Origin of the sequence: Burkholderia sp. WSM2230, assembly GCF_000472445.1 — a bacterium.
Lineage (GTDB): Bacteria > Pseudomonadota > Gammaproteobacteria > Burkholderiales > Burkholderiaceae > Paraburkholderia.
Window position 1 is genome coordinate 40344 of the sequence record NZ_AXAJ01000006.1, and the last position, 17921, is coordinate 58264.

At 65.5% G+C, this 17921-nt stretch carries 17 protein-coding genes; 2 read left to right on the forward strand and 15 right to left on the reverse strand.

The window, feature by feature from the left end:
- Positions 1-226: 226 nt before the first annotated feature.
- The 11 genes from A3AC_RS0113685 to mltG form a co-directional block, all read right to left on the reverse strand.
- Entirely contained in the window at positions 227-1294 is a 1068-nt protein-coding gene (locus A3AC_RS0113685) for a glycosyltransferase family 4 protein (protein WP_025599490.1), read from the reverse strand.
- 252 nt (positions 1295-1546) lie between these two features.
- Positions 1547-2710: an AAA family ATPase gene (locus tag A3AC_RS0113690; RefSeq protein ID WP_025599492.1), complete on the reverse strand. Its 1164-nt coding sequence runs from the start codon at positions 2708-2710 to the stop codon at positions 1547-1549.
- A gap of 100 nt (positions 2711-2810) precedes the next feature.
- Positions 2811-4220, reverse strand: coding sequence for an alpha,alpha-trehalose-phosphate synthase (UDP-forming) (gene otsA, locus A3AC_RS0113695; RefSeq protein ID WP_025599493.1), 1410 nt, complete (start codon positions 4218-4220; stop codon positions 2811-2813).
- A 289-nt stretch (positions 4221-4509) separates the two neighbouring features.
- Positions 4510-5766, reverse strand: coding sequence for a mechanosensitive ion channel family protein (locus A3AC_RS0113700; protein WP_025599494.1), 1257 nt, complete (start codon positions 5764-5766; stop codon positions 4510-4512).
- 424 nt (positions 5767-6190) lie between these two features.
- Complete coding sequence (locus A3AC_RS0113710; RefSeq protein WP_007181973.1) at positions 6191-6547, reverse strand: Rap1a/Tai family immunity protein; 357 nt, start codon at positions 6545-6547, stop codon at positions 6191-6193.
- Between the two features lie 157 nt (positions 6548-6704).
- Entirely contained in the window at positions 6705-7451 is a 747-nt protein-coding gene (locus A3AC_RS0113715) for an ankyrin repeat domain-containing protein (RefSeq protein ID WP_156924614.1), read from the reverse strand.
- 21 nt (positions 7452-7472) lie between these two features.
- Positions 7473-8291 carry a TatD family hydrolase gene (locus A3AC_RS0113720; RefSeq protein WP_025599498.1) on the reverse strand — a complete coding sequence of 273 codons (819 nt, stop codon included), beginning with the start codon at positions 8289-8291 and terminating at the stop codon, positions 7473-7475.
- A 33-nt stretch (positions 8292-8324) separates the two neighbouring features.
- The gene (locus A3AC_RS0113725) at positions 8325-8849 is read right to left on the reverse strand and encodes a GNAT family N-acetyltransferase (RefSeq protein WP_025599499.1); all 525 of its coding nucleotides are present in this window, start codon (positions 8847-8849) and stop codon (positions 8325-8327) included.
- Positions 8850-8922: 73 nt separating this feature from the next.
- Positions 8923-9966, reverse strand: coding sequence for a DNA polymerase III subunit delta' (locus A3AC_RS0113730; protein WP_025599500.1), 1044 nt, complete (start codon positions 9964-9966; stop codon positions 8923-8925).
- 92 nt (positions 9967-10058) lie between these two features.
- Positions 10059-10679, reverse strand: coding sequence for a dTMP kinase (tmk, locus tag A3AC_RS0113735; protein ID WP_025599502.1), 621 nt, complete (start codon positions 10677-10679; stop codon positions 10059-10061).
- A complete protein-coding gene (gene mltG, locus A3AC_RS0113740) occupies positions 10680-11690 on the reverse strand; it encodes an endolytic transglycosylase MltG (protein ID WP_025599503.1) in 1011 nt (336 codons plus the stop codon).
- Positions 11691-11767: 77 nt separating this feature from the next.
- Between mltG and ygfZ the strand changes: the two genes are divergently transcribed.
- On the forward strand, positions 11768-12904 hold the full coding sequence (gene ygfZ / locus A3AC_RS0113745) for a CAF17-like 4Fe-4S cluster assembly/insertion protein YgfZ (protein WP_025599505.1): 1137 nt from the start codon (positions 11768-11770) through the stop codon (positions 12902-12904).
- 130 nt (positions 12905-13034) lie between these two features.
- Positions 13035-14006, forward strand: coding sequence for an NRDE family protein (locus tag A3AC_RS0113750; protein ID WP_025599506.1), 972 nt, complete (start codon positions 13035-13037; stop codon positions 14004-14006).
- 78 nt (positions 14007-14084) lie between these two features.
- Here A3AC_RS0113750 and A3AC_RS0113755 read toward each other — a convergent pair whose 3' ends face one another.
- From A3AC_RS0113755 to A3AC_RS0113770, 4 genes are all read right to left on the reverse strand, one after another.
- On the reverse strand, positions 14085-15044 hold the full coding sequence (locus tag A3AC_RS0113755; RefSeq protein ID WP_025599507.1) for an alpha/beta hydrolase: 960 nt from the start codon (positions 15042-15044) through the stop codon (positions 14085-14087).
- Between the two features lie 68 nt (positions 15045-15112).
- A complete protein-coding gene (locus A3AC_RS0113760) occupies positions 15113-16006 on the reverse strand; it encodes an SDR family oxidoreductase (RefSeq protein ID WP_025599508.1) in 894 nt (297 codons plus the stop codon).
- A gap of 164 nt (positions 16007-16170) precedes the next feature.
- Positions 16171-17169 carry an NADP-dependent oxidoreductase gene (locus A3AC_RS0113765; RefSeq protein ID WP_025599509.1) on the reverse strand — a complete coding sequence of 333 codons (999 nt, stop codon included), beginning with the start codon at positions 17167-17169 and terminating at the stop codon, positions 16171-16173.
- Positions 17170-17304: 135 nt separating this feature from the next.
- The gene (locus A3AC_RS0113770; RefSeq protein WP_025599510.1) at positions 17305-17790 is read right to left on the reverse strand and encodes a PaaI family thioesterase; all 486 of its coding nucleotides are present in this window, start codon (positions 17788-17790) and stop codon (positions 17305-17307) included.
- Between the last annotated feature and the right edge of the window lie 131 nt (positions 17791-17921).

Sequence of the window (17921 nt, forward strand, 5' to 3'; positions counted from 1 at the left end):
AGCGTCGCAATGCGGCCCGCTAGAGCAACGTCTACAGCGCAGCCCGCACAACACACACCGCCCGCGCAACCGCCGCGACAACACCGACTGGCGATAAAGACCTCTCGCAGCAAGGCCGGCGCTCACTACGGCGCCGGCCCTGCCTCGCTAATCATCATGCATGGTCCGCCGCACGGCGAGCCAACTCCACACAAGCCGGCCCGCCGACGGCCGCCGGGCTCAGCGTTCAACGCCCCGAGCTGTCCACCACCTTGAAGCGCGAACGTTTCTGCGCGCGAATCACTGACTGATACGCATCGACATATTGCTGCGCCATGCGGTGCGACGTGAAGCGTTCTTCGAAGCGCTGCCGCACGCCCGCGCGCGGCATCTTGTGCAGGCGGTTGACTGCCGCGACCGCGCCGATTTCGTCTTCGACGATAAAGCCGGTCAGCCCGTCTTCGAGTACTTCCGGCACCGAGCCGCGGTTGAACGCCACAACCGGCGTGCCGCACGCCATCGCCTCGATCATCACGAGGCCGAACGGCTCCGGCCAGTCGATTGGAAACAGCAGCGCGTGCGCGCCCGAAAGAAATTCCGCTTTCTGATGATCCGCGATCTCGCCGATGAACTCGACGTGCGGCAGATCGAGCAGCGGCCGGATATCGCGCTCGAAATATTCGCGATCCGCGGCGTCCACCTTGGCGGCGATGCGGATCGGCATTGCGCAGCGCCCCGCAATGCGAATAGCCGTGTCGACGCGTTTTTCCGGCGAAATGCGCCCAAGAAAAGCGAGGTACTTCTGCTCCACCGGCTGCGGCGTATACAACTGCTCGGGCAGACCGTGATAGACGGTGGTCAGCCAGCGCGCCTGCGGCAGCGGATGGCGCTGCGCATTCGAAATGGAAATGACCGGCGCGGAGTGGAACGTATCGAATACGGGCTGCTGCTCTGGCAAGTCGAGGCGGCCGTGCATCGTCGTGACGAAGGGTGTGTCCTGGCGCTGAAAAACCGAGAACGAGTAATAGTCGAGGTGGAAATGCAGGACGTCGAATTGCTCGGCCTGGCGGCGCACCAGTTCCATCAGCAGCATGTGCGGCGCCACGCGATCGCGAATACCCGGGTCAAGGCGCAGCGCGCGCGGCCATACGGGCTCGAGCTTCGCGCTCGTGACGGAGTCGCCGCTTGCGAACAGCGTCACGTCGTGGCCGAGCTCCACAAGCGCTTCGGTGATGTACGACACGACGCGCTCGGTACCGCCGTATAGCTTCGGCGGCACGGATTCGGTCAACGGGGCGATCTGCGCAATCTTCATAGTTGTCTCCGTGAACTGGCGGCCCGTCGCGCGGCTTCTGCCGAAGTCGCTGTGCCGTGCCGTCAGCGGCGCCTGGTGAGCGCCGGTCTACGATCAATGCATGTTGGCCGCACGCGACGCACGGCTGGCATCGGAGCATTATTCCCTGGCGCGGCTCGAAAAGCGCCCTATATTGCATTTCCGGGGCGCTGTTACATTCAGCTTACAAGCAGCGCTGCACCGAAATAAAGGCCGCATCGCGTGTTGCGTAGTTCAGCGAGATGGCCACTTCCACGCCGGCATGTCGCGCTCGTCCGCATCCGCGAGACGGGTGGCGCCAAAGTGCTTTTCCAGCACGAGCGACTCGCTTGCCTCCTCGCGCTCGAGCGCCGCGATCAAGCGCGCGGCGTGCGAGACGACCAGCACCTGCGAATGCGCCGCGGCCTGCGCGATCAGGCGTGCAAGCGCCGGCAACAGATCGGGATGCAAACTGGTTTCGGGCTCGTTCAACACCAGCAGCGCCGGCGGACGCGGCGTCAGCAGCGCGGCCACCAGCAACAGATAGCGCAAGGTCCCGTCCGACAACTCCGCGCCCTTCAGCGCACGCAACAGGCCGTGCTGCTGCATCAGCACCTCGAAGCGGCCGTCCTGCGCGGCAATCTCGAGGCGGGAGCCGGGAAACGCATCGTCGATGGCGGCGTCGAGCGCAACCGGATCGCCGATCTCGCGGATGGTCTGCAGCGCGGCGGCGAGGTCGGCGCCGTCGTCGGAAAGCACCGGCGTATGCGTGCCGATTTGCGGCATGCGCGCGGGCGCGTCCACATCGGTGCGGAAATGGTCGTAGAAGCGCCATGAACGGATCTGCTCGCGCACCGCGATCATCTCCGGCGCGCTGCGCGGGTCGGCGAACTCGGTCATCATGCTGTCGAAACTGGCGACCGGCTGCGGCACCGTTTGCCAGTCGCCGTTTTCATCGCGCGTACGCAACGCCGCGCCCTGCCGGTCGACCAGCAATGCCGACGGCCGCAGAACCGGGCCGCTCCAAATGCATTCCCGTTTGATTACCGGATCCAGCACGAAGCGGCTGGAATCGGGAAGCGGCAAACCGAGATCGATCGCATAACTGAACCGTTCGCCAGCGAAGCCGAGCCGCAAGCTCACGGGCGCATTGCGCCGCGTGCCCTGCACTTCGGATTCGCCGCTCAGCATGGTGCGCGAAAAGCGTTCAGGGCCAGCCCATAACGTGGACGGCAAGCCGCCTTCGCGCGCAAGCGACGTGATCACGCCGCCGCGCGCCGTTTCGGCGAGCAGGCGCAACGAACGGTAGACGCTCGACTTCCCGCTGCCGTTCGCCCCGGTAATGACATTCAGCCGCCCGAGCGGCACGATCAGGTCGCGCAATGACCGGTAACCGGCGATGGCGAGCGCGCTCAGCACGCGGCCATCCGCGCAGGGAAGTCCACGCAAGGCGCGCGCGCTGCGTCAGCGGGAGCGCTCCCGCCGTCTGCGCTGATGTTGTCGTGCTGCGGCCAGCCCATCACTTGTGGCCGCCGCTCGCGGCCGGCTTTTGCAACGGAACGCTGCGCAGGTCGCGCAGAAAGCTGTCGCGCCACACGCCGAGATCGTTCTTGCGCAGCGCCGCCATGTTGATCTCGTGACGCCGCTGGCGCGCGTCGAGCGGCATTTGCAGCGCGCGCTGCAGGGCCTCGCACATGCCTATCGCATCATGCGGATTGACGAGCAGCGCGCCCGTCAACTCGGCGGCCGCGCCCGCGAAAATAGACAGCACGAGCACGCCCGGATCGTCCGGATTCTGCGCCGCGACGTATTCCTTCGCGACGAGATTCATGCCGTCGTGCAAGGGCGTGACGAAGCCGATCTGCGACTCGCGAAACAGCGACATCAGTTTCCAGCGGTCGTACTGCTGGTTCAGATAACGGATCGGCGTGTAGTCGAGGCCCGAATAGCGCCCGTTGATGCGCCCTGCTTCGTACTCCAGATCCTGGCGAATCTTCTGATACGTCGCGACGTCCGAGCGCGTGGGCGGCGCAATCTGCACGAGAGTGACGTTGCCGCGCCATTCGGGCGAGCGCTCCAGCAGATGCTCGAACGCGCGGAAACGTTCAACCAGCCCCTTCGAATAGTCGAGCCGGTCCACGCTCATGATCAGCTTGCGGCCCTCCAGACTCTGCTTCAGATCGAGCACGTGCTGCCGGCTCTCGTAGCGCTTGGCCTGTTCGGCGATTTCGTCGGGAAATACGCCGATGCGGTAGACGCCCGTGCGCAGCTTGCGGCCGAACGCTTCCACGATGCCGTCCGACACCGTGCCGCGCGCGTGACGCGTCACGTAGTCATGAAAGGCCTGTTCGTCGGTTGCTGTCTGAAAGCCGAGCAGGTCGTAGCAGGACAGCGACTTCACCAGCTCTTCGTGCGGCGGAATGTTGAGCAGGATTTGCGGCGACGGAAACGGAATGTGCAGGAAAAAGCCGATGCGGTTCGTGATGCCTTCGCTGCGCAAGGCCTCGGCAAACGGGATCAGATGATAGTCGTGAATCCAGATCACGTCGTCGGGCTCGAGCAGCTTGATGAGCTTGTGCGCGAGCCACGCGTTGACGCGCCGGTACCCGGCGTATTCCTCGCGCTCGTAGCGGGCAAGGTCGTTGCGGTAGTGGAATACCGGCCACAGCGTCGCATTCGAAAAGCCGCGGTAATACTGGTCGTAGTCCTTGCGCGTGAGGCCCACGGTGGCAAAGGTGACAGCGCCGTCCTGTTCCAGCGTCGGCCCCGCGTTGGCGACGGTCTCGCTGACCACGTCGCCGCTCCAGCCGAACCACACGCCTCCCGCGTCCTTCAGCGCGCCGAACACGCCGACGGCGAGGCCGCCCGCCGATCCTTTGGTTTCCGTCGGCGTTGCGACGCGATTCGACACGACGATCAGTCGGCCCATGTTGCAAGTCCTCCTTGTTTTCGCGCGGCATCCGCCAGGGTGCGGCCAACGCCCGCCACGCAACGGACGCCCGATAACTTATCGCATGGTGCACGCCATGCCGCGCAGGTTTGTACAGTGAGTGGTTGGTTCGATCCTTTGACGAGCGATCGGTTGCATCGGCTGGCCATCTGGCCAGGGCTCAATGCGCGTTGGGTCCGCTTTTCAGCCGATCCGCTCACGCGCGTGGACCTTTCGCCGCATCGTCTGGCCGCTTTCCTCGCGGCGTCGAGCGACTTCCGACCGCGCACTAGACAGTTTCCTTCAGCTTGGGCGGCGACGGAATGGACGCGGAAGCCGACGCAGGCGCCGGGCCCGGACGGCTTGCCACCGGGTCCGCCTCGGTATGCGCCGCCGTGCTGCCGGCCGGCGTGCGCGCGCGACGCGGCACCCAGTCGAGCGGCTCGCCCTTGCCGTGCGCCACGTTCTCCAGTTCCGCCGACACCTCCGCGCGCGAGCGCGGCAGATACTGCGGATAGTGCTTCTGGATGAAGTCGATGAGCCCTTCGCGGACGCGGCAACGCAAATCCCAGTTCAGCCCCGAATCGAGCGAACTGACGAGCGCGCGCAACTGCATCGAGCGCTCGGTGCCCTCCGTGACCTGCAGCACCTGCACGCGCCGGTCCCACTCGGGCGCCGCCTCGACGATGCGCGCCAGCTCCTCGCGCAGCGGCGCGAGCGGCATCCGGTAGTCGACATACAGGAACACCGTGCCGATGATCTGCGAGCTGCTGCGCGTCCAGTTGGAAAACGGGTTTTCGATAAACCATTGCAGCGGGACGATCAGCCGCCGCTGATCCCACAGACGCACCGACACATATGTTCCGGTGATCTCCTCGATGCGCCCCCACTCGCCCTGGATCACGACAACGTCGTCGAGCCGGATCGGCTGCGACAGCGCGATCTGCAAACCCGCGATCAGATTGCCGAGCACGGGCCGCGCGGCAATACCGGCGACGAGACCCGCCACCCCGGCGGACGCGAGCAGGCTCGCGCCGATCTGGCGCACGTTTGGAAACGTCATCAGCGCGCCGCCGACACCGACAATCACGATCACCAGCATGACCGAGCGCGCCAGGACTCTCGCCTGTGTGTGAATGCGGCGCGCGTGCAGATTGTCGGCGGTGTCGAGCGGATGAGCCTGAATGATCGCCTCGCCGATGGCCGCCGCCGAGCGCACAGAGAGCCAGGTCAGCGCGCCGATCAGCGCAATCGCGGCGGCGTCGCGCAAGGGCGCGATGAAGGTGAGCGTGTCGGGCGCTTCCCACCAGACGGCTTCGAGCGCAAGGATCAGCAGCACGAACAGCGACGGCTTGTCGATATAGCGCAGCACGACACTGGTGAGCGGATAAGGCCGCGCGATCCGCGTGACGATGCGTGCGCCCACGCGATGTACGCCGATGGCGACCAGCACGGCGATAAGCGAGACCAGCAACGCGCCGGGCCAGGTGTGCAGCGGTGCTTCGGCGAGGTGATCCAGCTGGTCGAGTCGATCGAAAAAAGCCATGTAGGACAGTTTCCTCCTCGCTTGAATGTGGACAGGCCGGGCGCGCGTGGCGCCGCGACGGCAAGTGACGACGCGTGCGGCGCGATGCAGCCGGCCGGCACGCCTGCGAAAGCGCAACGAAGCGCAGTCAAGCGCAAACCGCCGCAACGAAGCGCGACAAAACGCGATCTAGCGCGATCAAGCGCGCCCGACGCTGGGGCGCGGAGCGAACCGTGCGCCCCGTTTGCGAGCCGGCTGCTACCGCTAACGGCGGTGCCCCGGCTCATTTTGAACGCGTGCCGCAGATGCGGCTCGCGCGATGAGACAAACTGCGAACAAACGTTAAAAACGCGTCGAACAAAAGAGTCGAGCAATCGCGTCAAACCAGCCCAATAACCAATGCCGGCGGCCCGCTGCGCGAAGCACGCGGGCCGCTGCCACTACATCAACTTCCGCTCTTGCAAGGAAACGCCTTACCGAGCCCGAGAGAAATCGCCGTGCTCGCGTTGTAGCCGGCCACGTTCGGATTTTCGGCGATGTACTTGCGCACAGCGTCGGTCAACTGCGCCGAACGCGCGTCCTGAGGCAAGCAGAAATACTGGCCGACGCGCGGGCCGGTGGTGCCGCCAATCGCATCGATGGTATTGAAGATGCCGTCGGCGGCGCCTTCGATGTAAGCGGCGCACGCACTGCGCGACGCCACGTCGGTCTTCGTGCACAGCTTGTTGAGGTCGCCTCCCGTAAACGCGGCCGCCGATAACGGTACGGCGAACGCGCTGGCGAAAATCAAAGCCCGCAGCATGGTGTTCCTTTCCAGGGTCGTTTATCAGGCGGTCTGTTGCCGCATCGGACGGCGCGCGCACCCAGGCGCGCCAAAACCGTCATTCTGCACTGTTTTACGACGCGGCAGCAGGCGGCGGCCGCCATCTTCAGTGAATAAGGGCCGAAAGACGCGTGCGTTACTTCTGCTGCATCTGTTGCAGCCGGGCGGTCAGGCCCTCGACTACATCCGGCTCCTTGTAGGTCTTCGCGAAATCGAGCGCCGTCATACCGATCTGATTCTTCACGGTCAAATCCGCGCCGTTGTCGAGCAGCAGCTTGACCGTCGACACGTGCCCGCCGCGCGCGGCCATCATCAACGGCGTCGTGCCGTTGGGCGAGCCCGCGTCCACGTAAGCGGAGTTGTCGAGCAGCAGCTTCACGATGTCGTCGTGGCCATTCGCGGCCGCGTAGTGCAGCGGCGCCCAGCCTTTCTTGTTGACCTCCGCGTCTTTGGCGATCAACTGCTTGACGAAGTCCAGGTCGCCGTTCAGCGAGGCCATCATCATCGCGTTTTCGCCGGCTTTGTCCTCGATCTCGACGTTCGTTTTCGGATTCGCAAGCAGCACCGCGCCGACCTTGTCGGACTTCTCGCGCGCGGCCAACACCAGCAGAGGCATGCCCTGATTGTCGACGCTGTTCGGGTCCATGCCCTTGGCGAGGAGCTTCTTGACGCCGTCGACATCGTCGAATTTCACCGACTTGATCAGCGAGTCGATCGGGGCGGCCACAGCCGGCACCGGCACGGCGATCAGCGAGCCAGGCGCGGCGCATGCAAGCGTCGCTGCCAGGACGGCGCGCGACAAACGGCGGCGCACCGGCGAGCCTTGCGCGGCGGGCGTCGTTACTGTGTGCGGTGCGTGGGTCAACGTGCAATTTTTCATCATGTTTTACTTCAGGTATGTACCCTATCCTCTTGATTTTTCGCTTCCTTCCTGGACGCCAGCAGGCGCCGGGATCCTGAAAAGACGAAAGAAGTTTTGCGTCGTCGCGGCGGCGAGCGCCTCGTCCGGCATGCCGCGCTGCTGCGCGATGAAACGTCCGACATAACTCACGTACGCAGGTTCATTGGGCTTTCCGCGATACGGCACAGGCGCGAGATACGGCGAATCGGTTTCGATCAGGAGGCGCTCGAGCGGCACACGGCGCGCCACGTCCTGTACGTCGGTCGCGCTCTTGAACGTGACGATGCCCGACAGCGAGATGTAAAAATTCTGCGCCAGCGCCTGCTCTGCGACCGTCCACGGCTCGGTGAAGCAATGCATCACGCCGCCCGGCTCGCTCGCGCGCTCCTCGGCCATGATGCGCAGCGTATCTTCCGAAGAAGAACGCGTATGGATGATGAGCGGCTTGCCTGTAGCGTGCGCGGCGCGAATGTGGGTGCGAAAGCGCTCGCGCTGCCATTCCATGTCGTCAATCGAGCGGCCTTCCAGACGGTAATAGTCGAGGCCCGTTTCGCCGATCGCGACGACCTTCGGGTGCTGCGCGAGTTCGACCAGTTCGGCGACGCTCGGTTCGCGCATGTGCTCGTGGTCCGGATGCACACCCACCGACGCGTAGACGTTCTCGTGCCGGCTCGCGATGTCCAGAACGGACGGCAGCGTTTCCAGATCGACCGACACGCACAGCGCATGCGTGACCGAGTGGCTGCGCATGTTCTCGAGCACCTGGGGCAGCCGGTCGGCGAGCCCTTCAAAATTGATGTGACAGTGCGAATCGACAAACATGATGATGTCCTGCAAATGGATACCTGAAGCGGATCAACGGGCCGCGGCGGGGGCGTTCAGGCGCTTGCCGAGAATCACCAGATCGCGCTCCACGCCGTCCAGCACGGCCACGCGCGGCAGCGACCCCCACGTGTCGAAGCCGAAACCGCGGAACAGACGCAGGCTCGCCTCGTTGTGGCCGAAGATGAAGCCGAGCACGGTGTCGATGCCGAGCGCCGGCGCCGCCGCGAGCGAAGCCGCCAGCAACTGCTTGCCGAGGCCCTTGCCGCGCGCGCGTTCGTCCAGATAGATGCTGACCTCGGCGGTGCGCTGATAGGCCGGACGCCCGTAGAAGTCCGAAAAGCTGAGCCATGCGATCACACGCCCGGGCTCCTCAGCGTCTTCGACGACCCATAGCGGACGTTTCTGCGGCCCGTGCGCGTGAAACCACGCCACCCGGCTTTCGACGCTGACCGGATCGAGGTCGGCGGTCACCTGGCGCGAGGCGACCGTCGAGTTGTAAATGGCGACGATGGCGGGCAGATCGTCGAGCGTGGCATCGCGGTAAGACAGGCTCATGGTGCTTTGTGGTTGAAATGAAGGACCGGCTAAGGGTGAACGGTTCGATTCGAAGCTGGCTGACATCGCGGCGTCATGCAAAGAGCTCGCGGTAGCCGAGAAACAGCTCCTCGAACACGAGCCGTGCGTTCAGCGGATGATTCTCCACTGCGCGCTGCCGCGTGACGGATCGCATGAAACGCGCGAATGCACTGGCGTCGGCCTGCGCCGCGCAGCGAGTGAGCGCCGCCGATGCCTGCGGAAAGTAGCGCGGCGCACCCGCCGTGCGCTGGGCCAGCAGGTCGTACATCCAGCGCTGCAGCCAGCCGAGCACGAGCGGCACAGGCAGCTTCTGCAGCGCCTCGCCGCACGCAAAGGCGTCGCATTCGGGGCCCGCGGCAAGTTGCTTGAGCGTCCAGTCGCGCAACGCGCGGTTTTCGTCGCTGGCGAGCGCGAGCGCGGTGAGCGGCGCGCCGCCTGCTTCGGCGAGCAGCGCCTGGGCCTGCTGCACGCCTTGCGCGGCAAGCCACTGGCTTGCGGCTTCGGGCGCCGGCAGGCTCATCGGCCATTGGCGGCAACGGCTGATGATGGTGGGCAACAGCCGGTCGATGCGCGCCGACACCATCAGGAACACAACACCGGCGGGCGGCTCCTCGAGCGTCTTCAGGAGAGCATTGGCCGCCGCGATGTTCAGCGCTTCCGCCGGGTACAGCACGACCACGCGGGCGCCGCCGCGGTGCGAACCCACGCCGACGAAGTCCAGCAAGCCGCGAATCTGCTCGATCTTGATTTCCTTGCTCGGCGTGCGCGTTTTCTTGCCTTCGTCGCCGTCGGACTTGTCGGTTTTTTCGGCTTTGTCGTCCGCGCCGTTACCGATGCCGGCCTCGGCGGCGAGCGCCTCGGGCACGACGATCCGGTAATCGGGATGGTTGCCTTGCGCAAACCAGTTGCATGCGACACACGCGCCGCACGGCTCACCATTCGCGCGCTGGTCTTCGCACAGCAGGCCCTGCGCGAGGTGCTGCGCGAAGCGCAGCTTGCCGATGCCCGCCTGGCCGTGCAGCAGCAACGCGTGCGGCCAGTGGCCGCGCAACTGCTGCAGGCGGTTCCAGTCATCGGCTTGCCACGGATAAATCATTGTTGTCTTTTAAATCAATCGGTTAAGGGCGATACTTGAGAAACAGTAAGATATAGCAGCGATCCATAAGCGGCCCATATAAAGCTGGTGAATCAAAGACTTGCCAGCAGTTCCTCGAGTTGCTTCTGAATTCGAACGATGCTCTGCGAAGAGTCAATGATAGCGAACCGGTAAGGCGCCTCTTCGGCGCGGCGCAGATATTCGGCGCGCGTGCGCTCGAAAAAAGCCGCCGATTCGCTTTCGAAGCGATCCGGGTCGCGCGCCGCACTACGCCGTTCGTTGGCGATTTCAGGCGCGAGGTCGAACAGCACTGTGAGATCCGGCTGGAAGCCGCCCTGCACCCAGCGCTCCAGCGTTTCCAGCTTGTCGCGCGGCAGCCCGCGCCCGCCGCCCTGGTATGCAAACGTCGCGTCGGTGAAGCGGTCGGACAGCACCCAGTCGCCGCGCGCGAGCGCCGGCTCGATCACCTCTGCCAGATGCTGGCGGCGCAGCGCGAACATCAGCAGCGCCTCGGTTTCCAGATCCATTTTCTGATGCAGCACGATCTCGCGAATCTGCTCGCCGAGCGGCGTGCCGCCGGGCTCCCGCGTCATGACGACCGAGCGGCCGGTGGCCGCCACTTTCTGTTCGAGCCGCTCGCGGAACCAGGCGAGGTGCGTAGTCTTGCCGGCGCCGTCTATGCCTTCGAACGTGATGAATTTGCCGCGCGCCATTTATTGCCCTCGAATGTATTTGTCCACGGCCTTGTTGTGATCGCCGAGGGTGTCGGAAAAGATGCTGCTGCCGTCGCCGCGCGAGACGAAGTACAACGCGCTCGTCTGCGCCGGGTTCATCGCCGCCTGCAGCGAGGCGACGCCTGGCAGCGAGATAGGCGTGGGCGGCAGGCCCATACGGGTGTAGGTATTGTAGGGAGTGTCCGTCTGCAGGTCCTTCTTGCGGATGTGGCCGGTATAGCTCTCGCCCATTCCGTAAATCACTGTGGGGTCGGTCTGCAGCGGCATGCCCACGCGCAGGCGGTTCGCGAACACGGCCGCGACCATTGCGCGGTCGGACTTCTTGCCGGTTTCCTTTTCGATGATCGAGGCCATGATCAGCGCCTCGTACGGCGTCCTGTACGGCAGATTCGGCGCCCGCGCGAGCCAGGCTTCGTCCAGACGCACGCGCATCAGGCGATATGCGCGGCGGTACACGTCGAGATCGCTCGTATTCCTGTCGAACAGATAGGTGTCCGGGAAAAAGAGCCCCTCGCCATTGCCGAGCGACGCCTCGGGCGCGCCGATTGCGCTCATCAGTTGGGCGTCGTTCATGGCGACGCTGTCGTGCCTGAGCGCCGGGTTCGCGTCGAGTTCCGCGCGCATGCGCTTGAACGTCCACCCTTCGATGATGGTCGCGACATACTCGTTGACGTCGCCGCGAGCAATTTTCTGCAGCACTTCATACGGCGTCACGCCGGTCTTGAACTCGTAATTGCCCGACTTCAGCTCGCTCTGAAGGCCGAGCAAGCGCGTCATGACGATGAACAGCTCCGGCTCCACCGGCACGCCGCCGCGATTGAGCTGCAGCGTGACGCTGCGCAGGCTGCTGTGCGGTTTGACGGTAACGTCGAGTTGCGCGGGGTTGAGCTCGAGCGGGCTATTGGCCCAGTGGTATCCGCCAGCAATCGCGGCTGCGGCCAGCACGAGAACAATCGAGCCGGCGATCAAACATTTCTTGAAGAGGGACATGAAAACGTGGCTGGGTTGGACTGCATATAATACTTGTTTGCCTTAGCCAAAGTCAGAATTGACTGTTCCCGGAATCCATGAACACACCGCTCGCTACCGCTTCAGGCACCGCTTCAGGCAATCCTTCGGCCAGTTCCACGGCTAACCCCGCGGCCAACTCTTCGGGCGCTGCCGCGGGCACATCGGCCGGCGTGGCGTCGGGCCCAGCCGTCACCGGGCTGCCCGTCTTGCCGCGCCCGTCGGCCGATGAGTTCGACGCCGTCCTCGAACATGGCGCCTTCACGGTGCTCACGCAGTTCGGCGTAATCGACGCCACCGGCGACGACGCCGCGAGCTTCCTGCACGGTCAGTTGACCAACGACACGCAGCACCTCGACGCAGCCAACGCGCGCCTCGCGGGCTACTGTTCGGCAAAGGGCCGCCTGCTCGCCTCGTTCCTGACCTGGCGCAGCGGCGAGACGATCCGCCTGCTGGTCTCCAAAGACGTGCAGGCGGCGGTGCAAAAACGCCTTTCCATGTTCATCCTGCGCGCAAAGGCGAAACTCGTCGATGCCAGCGGCGAACTCGCGGTAATCGGCCTCGCGGGCGACGTGCGCAAGGCGCTCTCCGGCGTGTTCGATGCGCTGCCGGACGGCGTCCACGTGAAGGTGGACGGCGCGGCCGGCTCGCTAATCCGCGTGCCCGACGCGTTCGAGCGCCTGCGCTATCTGTGGATCGGGCCAAAGGCGCAGATCGAAGCGCATCTGCCCGCGCTCGGCGAAAAGCTCAAGCAGGTTTCGCCGGCGGTGTGGGACTGGCTCGACATCCGCGCGGGCGAGCCGCGCATCACGCAGCCGGTGGTCGAGCAGTTCGTGCCGCAAATGGTCAATTTCGACGTGCTCGGCGCGGTCAATTTCCGGAAAGGCTGCTATCCTGGCCAGGAAGTGGTGGCGCGCAGCCAGTATCGCGGCACGATCAAGCGGCGCACCTCGCTTGCCAACGTCACGGGCGAGCTGGATACCGTGAAGGCGGGCGTCGAACTTTTTCACTCCGACGACCCGGGCCAGCCGTGCGGCATGGTGGTGAACGCGGCGTCGGCGCGCGACGGCGGCGTCGACGTTCTGGTGGAGATCAAGCTGGCGGCGCTGGAAAGCGGCTCGGTGCATCTGGGCGCCGCGCACGGCCCGGCGCTGCGCTTTATCGCGCTGCCGTACGGACTGCCCACCGAGGTTTGAGCGGATCTTGCCGCTCCCATCCGCGCGGCGCAGTGCGGTCAACGCACGCGCCGCCCGCTTTTTCGCTGGCCTTCTCGCCCGAATTCCTGTTCCCTTTGCGTTTTGACGCAACAACCGGGAGACGTCCCCGATGTGCCTGATCGTGTTCGACTGGCGACCCGATGCGCTCGACGGTCCGCTCTTCACGCTCGCCGCGAATCGCGACGAGTTTTTCCGGCGCACGGCCCAGCCGATCGGCTGGTGGGACGACGCCCGAGGCGTGCTGGCGGGCCGCGATCTGGTGGGCGGCGGGACCTGGCTCGGCATGTCGCGCGACGGCCGCTTCGCCGCGCTCACCAACTACCGGGCGCCGCACGACATGCGCGTCGATGCGCCGACGCGCGGCACGCTTGTCAGCGACTGGCTGGCTTCTGCGCGCTCGGGCACGCGCCTCGCACCTGGCCGCAGCCAGAGCGATGGCGAGGATGACAGCCAAAGCGACGAGCAACGCGACGACGAAAGCAACGGGGAAACCGGCGGCGGCGAACATGAAACACCCCTCGCCTATCTGCACCGCGTCGCGCAAACCGGCGAGATCTACAACGGTTTCAACCTGCTGGTCGGCGACTGGAAGCGCCGTGAACTCGCCTGGTACTGCAATCGCTCGAAACTCGCGCCCGCGCTGCTCGCGCCGGGCACGCACGGCATCTCGAACGCGATTCTCGACACCGCGTGGCCCAAGCTCGTCAGGAAGCGCACCGAACTGCGCGAGCTGCTTGCGCGCGATCCGATGCCGCCGCTCGAGCGTCTGATCGACCTGATGCGCGATCCGCGCGTCGCGTCCGACGCCGAGTTGCCGTCCACCGGCATTCCGCTCGAACGGGAAAGGGCGCTGTCGGCGGCGTTCATCGAAACGCCCGAGTACGGAACGCGCGGCACGACGGCGCTGCGCGTCGTCGCCAACGGCGAGATGATCAGCGTAGCGGTGGCCGAGCGCAGCGACGACAACGGCTCGCATCGCGTCGTACGCCCCGGCGATTTCGAACGCAGTTTCGCGTTCAACGTCGAGCGGGAAATCGCCTGGTCACCCTATTCCCGCGTAGTCCCGCGTAGTCCCGCCTAGCCCTGCCTGGTCCCGCGTAGGCCCGCGTAGTCCCGCCTAGCCCTGCCTGGTCCCGCGTAGGCCCGCGTAGTCCGTCAGTCAGTCCACGCCGAATGCCGCGCGCAGTGCCGCGGCGGCGTCCGCATGCGCGTGCGCGACGTCGGGCACGAAGCCGCCCATCTTGAAGAACTCGTGGATCATGCCCGGATAGCGCTTGAGCGTCACCGCGTTGCCATGGCGGCGCAGTTTGTCCGCATAGGCGTCGCCTTCGTCGCTGAGCGGGTCGTATTCGGCGGTGGCGATCCAGGCCGGCGCGAGGTTGCTGAAGTCGGGCGCGCCGCGCGTGCCGTCGAGCGGCGCAAAGCGCCAGTCGTCGCGATCGCCCGGGTCGCGCACGTACTGGTTGAAGAACCATTGAATCGTGTCGCCCGACAGCAGGAAGCCGTTCGCAAGCCGCGAGTGCGAATCGGTCTGCTGATAGCCGGTCGTGCCCGGATAGATCAGCAATTGCAGCGCGAGCGGGATGCCGGCGTCGCGCGCGAGCACCGCGCACACCGCCGCCAGCGTGCCGCCCGCACTGTCGCCGCCCACCGCGAGCCGCTTTGCGTCGATGCCGAATTCGGCGGCGTGCGCGTGCAGCCAGGTGAGCGCGTCGAAAGCGTCGTCGACGGCGGTCGGGAACTTGTGTTCCGGCGCGAGCCGGTAATCCACCGACAACACCGCGCATTGGCCGTCGCGCGCGAACATCCGGCACAGTGCATCGTGCGTATTCACGCTGCCGACTGTGAAACCGCCGCCGTGATAGTAGACGAGCGCCGCAGCGGGCTCAGCCCAGCTCGGCTCGCTGGCGTGGTAAAGACGCGCGCCGATTGCGGCGCCGTCGCGCGTGGGGATGCGCAGGTCTTCCACGGCGAACATCGGCGCGGCGGGAATCTCGAGAATCGGCGCGCTTTTTTCATACGACGCGCGCGCCGCTTGCGGCGTCATCTCGTGGAGTTGCGGGCGCTTCGCGCGCGCGATCATGTCGAGCACCTGCTCGATCTTCGGATTCAACGGCATGTGACGTGAGATGGCGCAAAGGCGCCCGAAATTGAAAAATGCGCGACACCGCGCGGCAGTAGCTGGTTTCAGTCAGCGGCCGCGCTCTTTACTTCCGGTTTCAGCGACATGGGATCGCTCGGGTCGCGCAGCTGTTCGATGTCCGCGTGACGCAGCTTGACCGTTGCCATGATGGCCGGGTGCGTGATGATGTAGAAGCGCCGCTCTGCGATGGCGTCGAAGGCGAGCCCGGCGACATCGGCGGCGCTCAGCTTGCCCGCCTGCACCGCGCGCTGCAACTGCTTGCCGGCGGCGATCTGCGAGCGCGTCGCGCGGCTGGCGTTGCGCAGTTCCGCGGGCCGTGCGCGCTCGGCATCCGCAATGCCGGTCGGCACAAAGGCCGGACACAGCAGCGAACAGCCGACGCGGACGCTCGCGTCGCGTCCGGCCTGCGCGAGTTGCAGGTCGTGGTAGAGCGTTTCGGTGAGCGACACCACCGCGTGTTTCGACGCGTTGTACACGCCCATCGCAGGCGGCGACAGCAGCCCCGCCACGGACGCCGTATTGACGATATGCGCCGGCTCGTTCTGCGCGAGCATGATCGGCGTGAAGGCACGCACGCCATGCGCGACGCCCATCACGTTCACGCCGAACACCCACGACCAGTCGTTCGCCGAACTCTCCCACAGGAAGCCGCCCGAGCCCACGCCTGCATTGTTGAAGAGCAGATGGACCTTGCCGAATGCATCGAGCGTGGCGTGCGCGAGTGCTTCGACCTGTGCCGCGTTGGCTACGTCGGTCGGCAGGCCGATCGCCTCGGCGCCTGCTGCGCGCAACGCATCGACCGTTTGCGCGAGCGCCTCCGGGTTCACGTCCGCGAGCACGAGCTTCATGCGAAGCGCCGCGGCCTGTTGCGCGAACGCATGACCGAGGCCGCTCGCCGCGCCGGTGATGACCGCGACCTTACCTGCAAATTCGAACATCCGTCGACTCCTTGATGCGCTGCATTTAACGCACGATTCGATGAGCGGCTGAGGAACCGGCTCGCTGAATAGTCCACTGAGCGATTCACTGCGCGATCCGATGAGCAGCTCAATCTGCGGCTCACTGAGCGCCTGGCTCACCGAACCGCCAGCTTCAGATCAGCTTAGATCAGCTTCACGAGCTGCTTGCCGAAGTTCTTGCCCTTGAGCAACCCGATGAACGCCTCCGGCGCGGCATCGAGCCCTTCCGCGATGGTCTCGCGATACTGCAGCCTGTTCTGCGCGACGAGCGTGCCGAGCTGCTTGAGCGCTTCGGGCCACACGTCCATGTGCTCGGTCACGATGAAACCTTGCACCAGCAGGCGCTGCGTCAGTATCAGCGACGGATGCTTGAGCGGCACCGGCTGGCCGTCGTAGCCCGCGATGTATCCGCATACCGCGATGCGGCCGAACGGATTCATGCGCGCGAGCGTCGCGTCGAGCACCTCGCCGCCGACGTTCTCGAAGCAACCGTCAATGCCGTTGGGCGTCGCCGCCTTGAGGTCCTGATACAGGTTGCCGGCCTTGTAGTCGACGCACGCGTCGAAGCCGAGCGTCTCCACCACATAACGGCACTTTTGCGCGCCGCCCGCAATGCCCACCGCACGCGCGCCGGCCAGCTTCGCCAGTTGGCCGACCACGCTGCCTACCGCGCCGCTTGCCGCGCTGACCACGACGGTCTCGCCCGCCTTCGGCGCGATGATGCGGTTCAGTCCGTACCACGCGGTGACGCCCGGCATGCCGACAGGGCCAAGATAGGCCGACAGCGGCACGTGCGTGTCATCCACTTTCTGCACGCCCTCGCCGTTCGACGTGCCGTATTCCTGCCAGCCGAACGTCGCGACTACCTTATCGCCGACGGCGAACTTCGGGTTCTTCGAGTCGATCACTTCGCCGACCGTGCCGCCGATCATCACTTCGTCGAGCGGCTGCGGCGCCGCGTACGACTTGCTGTCGTTCATGCGGCCGCGCATGTACGGATCAAGCGACAGGTAGTGATTGCGCACGCGCACCTCGCCCTCGGCAAGCGGCCCGAGCGGCGTTTCGACGAGGCGGAAGTTGTCGGCGGTGGCGGCGCCTTGCGGACGCGAAGCCAGCACGAACTGGCGGTTGATCTGTGGCATGTCGATCGTCTCCTTGGGTGGCGGATGGGCCGAATGTGCTGATTGTGCCGAGGGCGCGGTGAACGCATGCGCGCAGCGCGTACTTCGAGAAACGCGTGCGCAAACGCCGTACGCCTCGCACGCATTCCGGTTCGCTCAACCGTCGCCAGGACCGGGTTTCGCCGACGGGTCGCTGCGCAAGCGCTGGCGCGTCACATCGCGGCCCACGGCGAGCCGGCGCATATATTTGAAAGTGCCGAGCGCCTTGGCGACGAAGTGTCCCTCGCTGTCGCGGATCTCGCCTTCGCAATACGCCATTGTGGTCGAACGGTGCAGCACGCGGGCGGTCGCGCGCAACTCGCCGCGGCCCGGCTGCATGAAGTTGACCTTCATTTCCACGGTGACCACGCCGACGCCGTCGCCCGCGAGACTACGCGCGGCTATCGCGAGTGCGACGTCGGCCAGCGTCATCGTGACGCCGCCGTGCGCGACGTCCCACGTATTCATATGCTCGGGCAACAGGGGCAGCACCACTTCGCTGGCGCCGTCCGTGGCCGACACGAGTTGCGCGCCAAGCCGGTCGACGAAGGGACTCTCGGGCAGCGACGCAGCGGTTGGAATGGACGAAGATGAATCGGTCATTGCGGCTTTTGGTTTTCCTTGTGCTGACTTGCGAGCGCGGCGACGACGGAGCGCGAATCAACCGTCAATGCCGTGAGCTTCATGCGCGCGCCACGCACCGCGCCTGAAGAGAAGAAATGATACCTGCTATG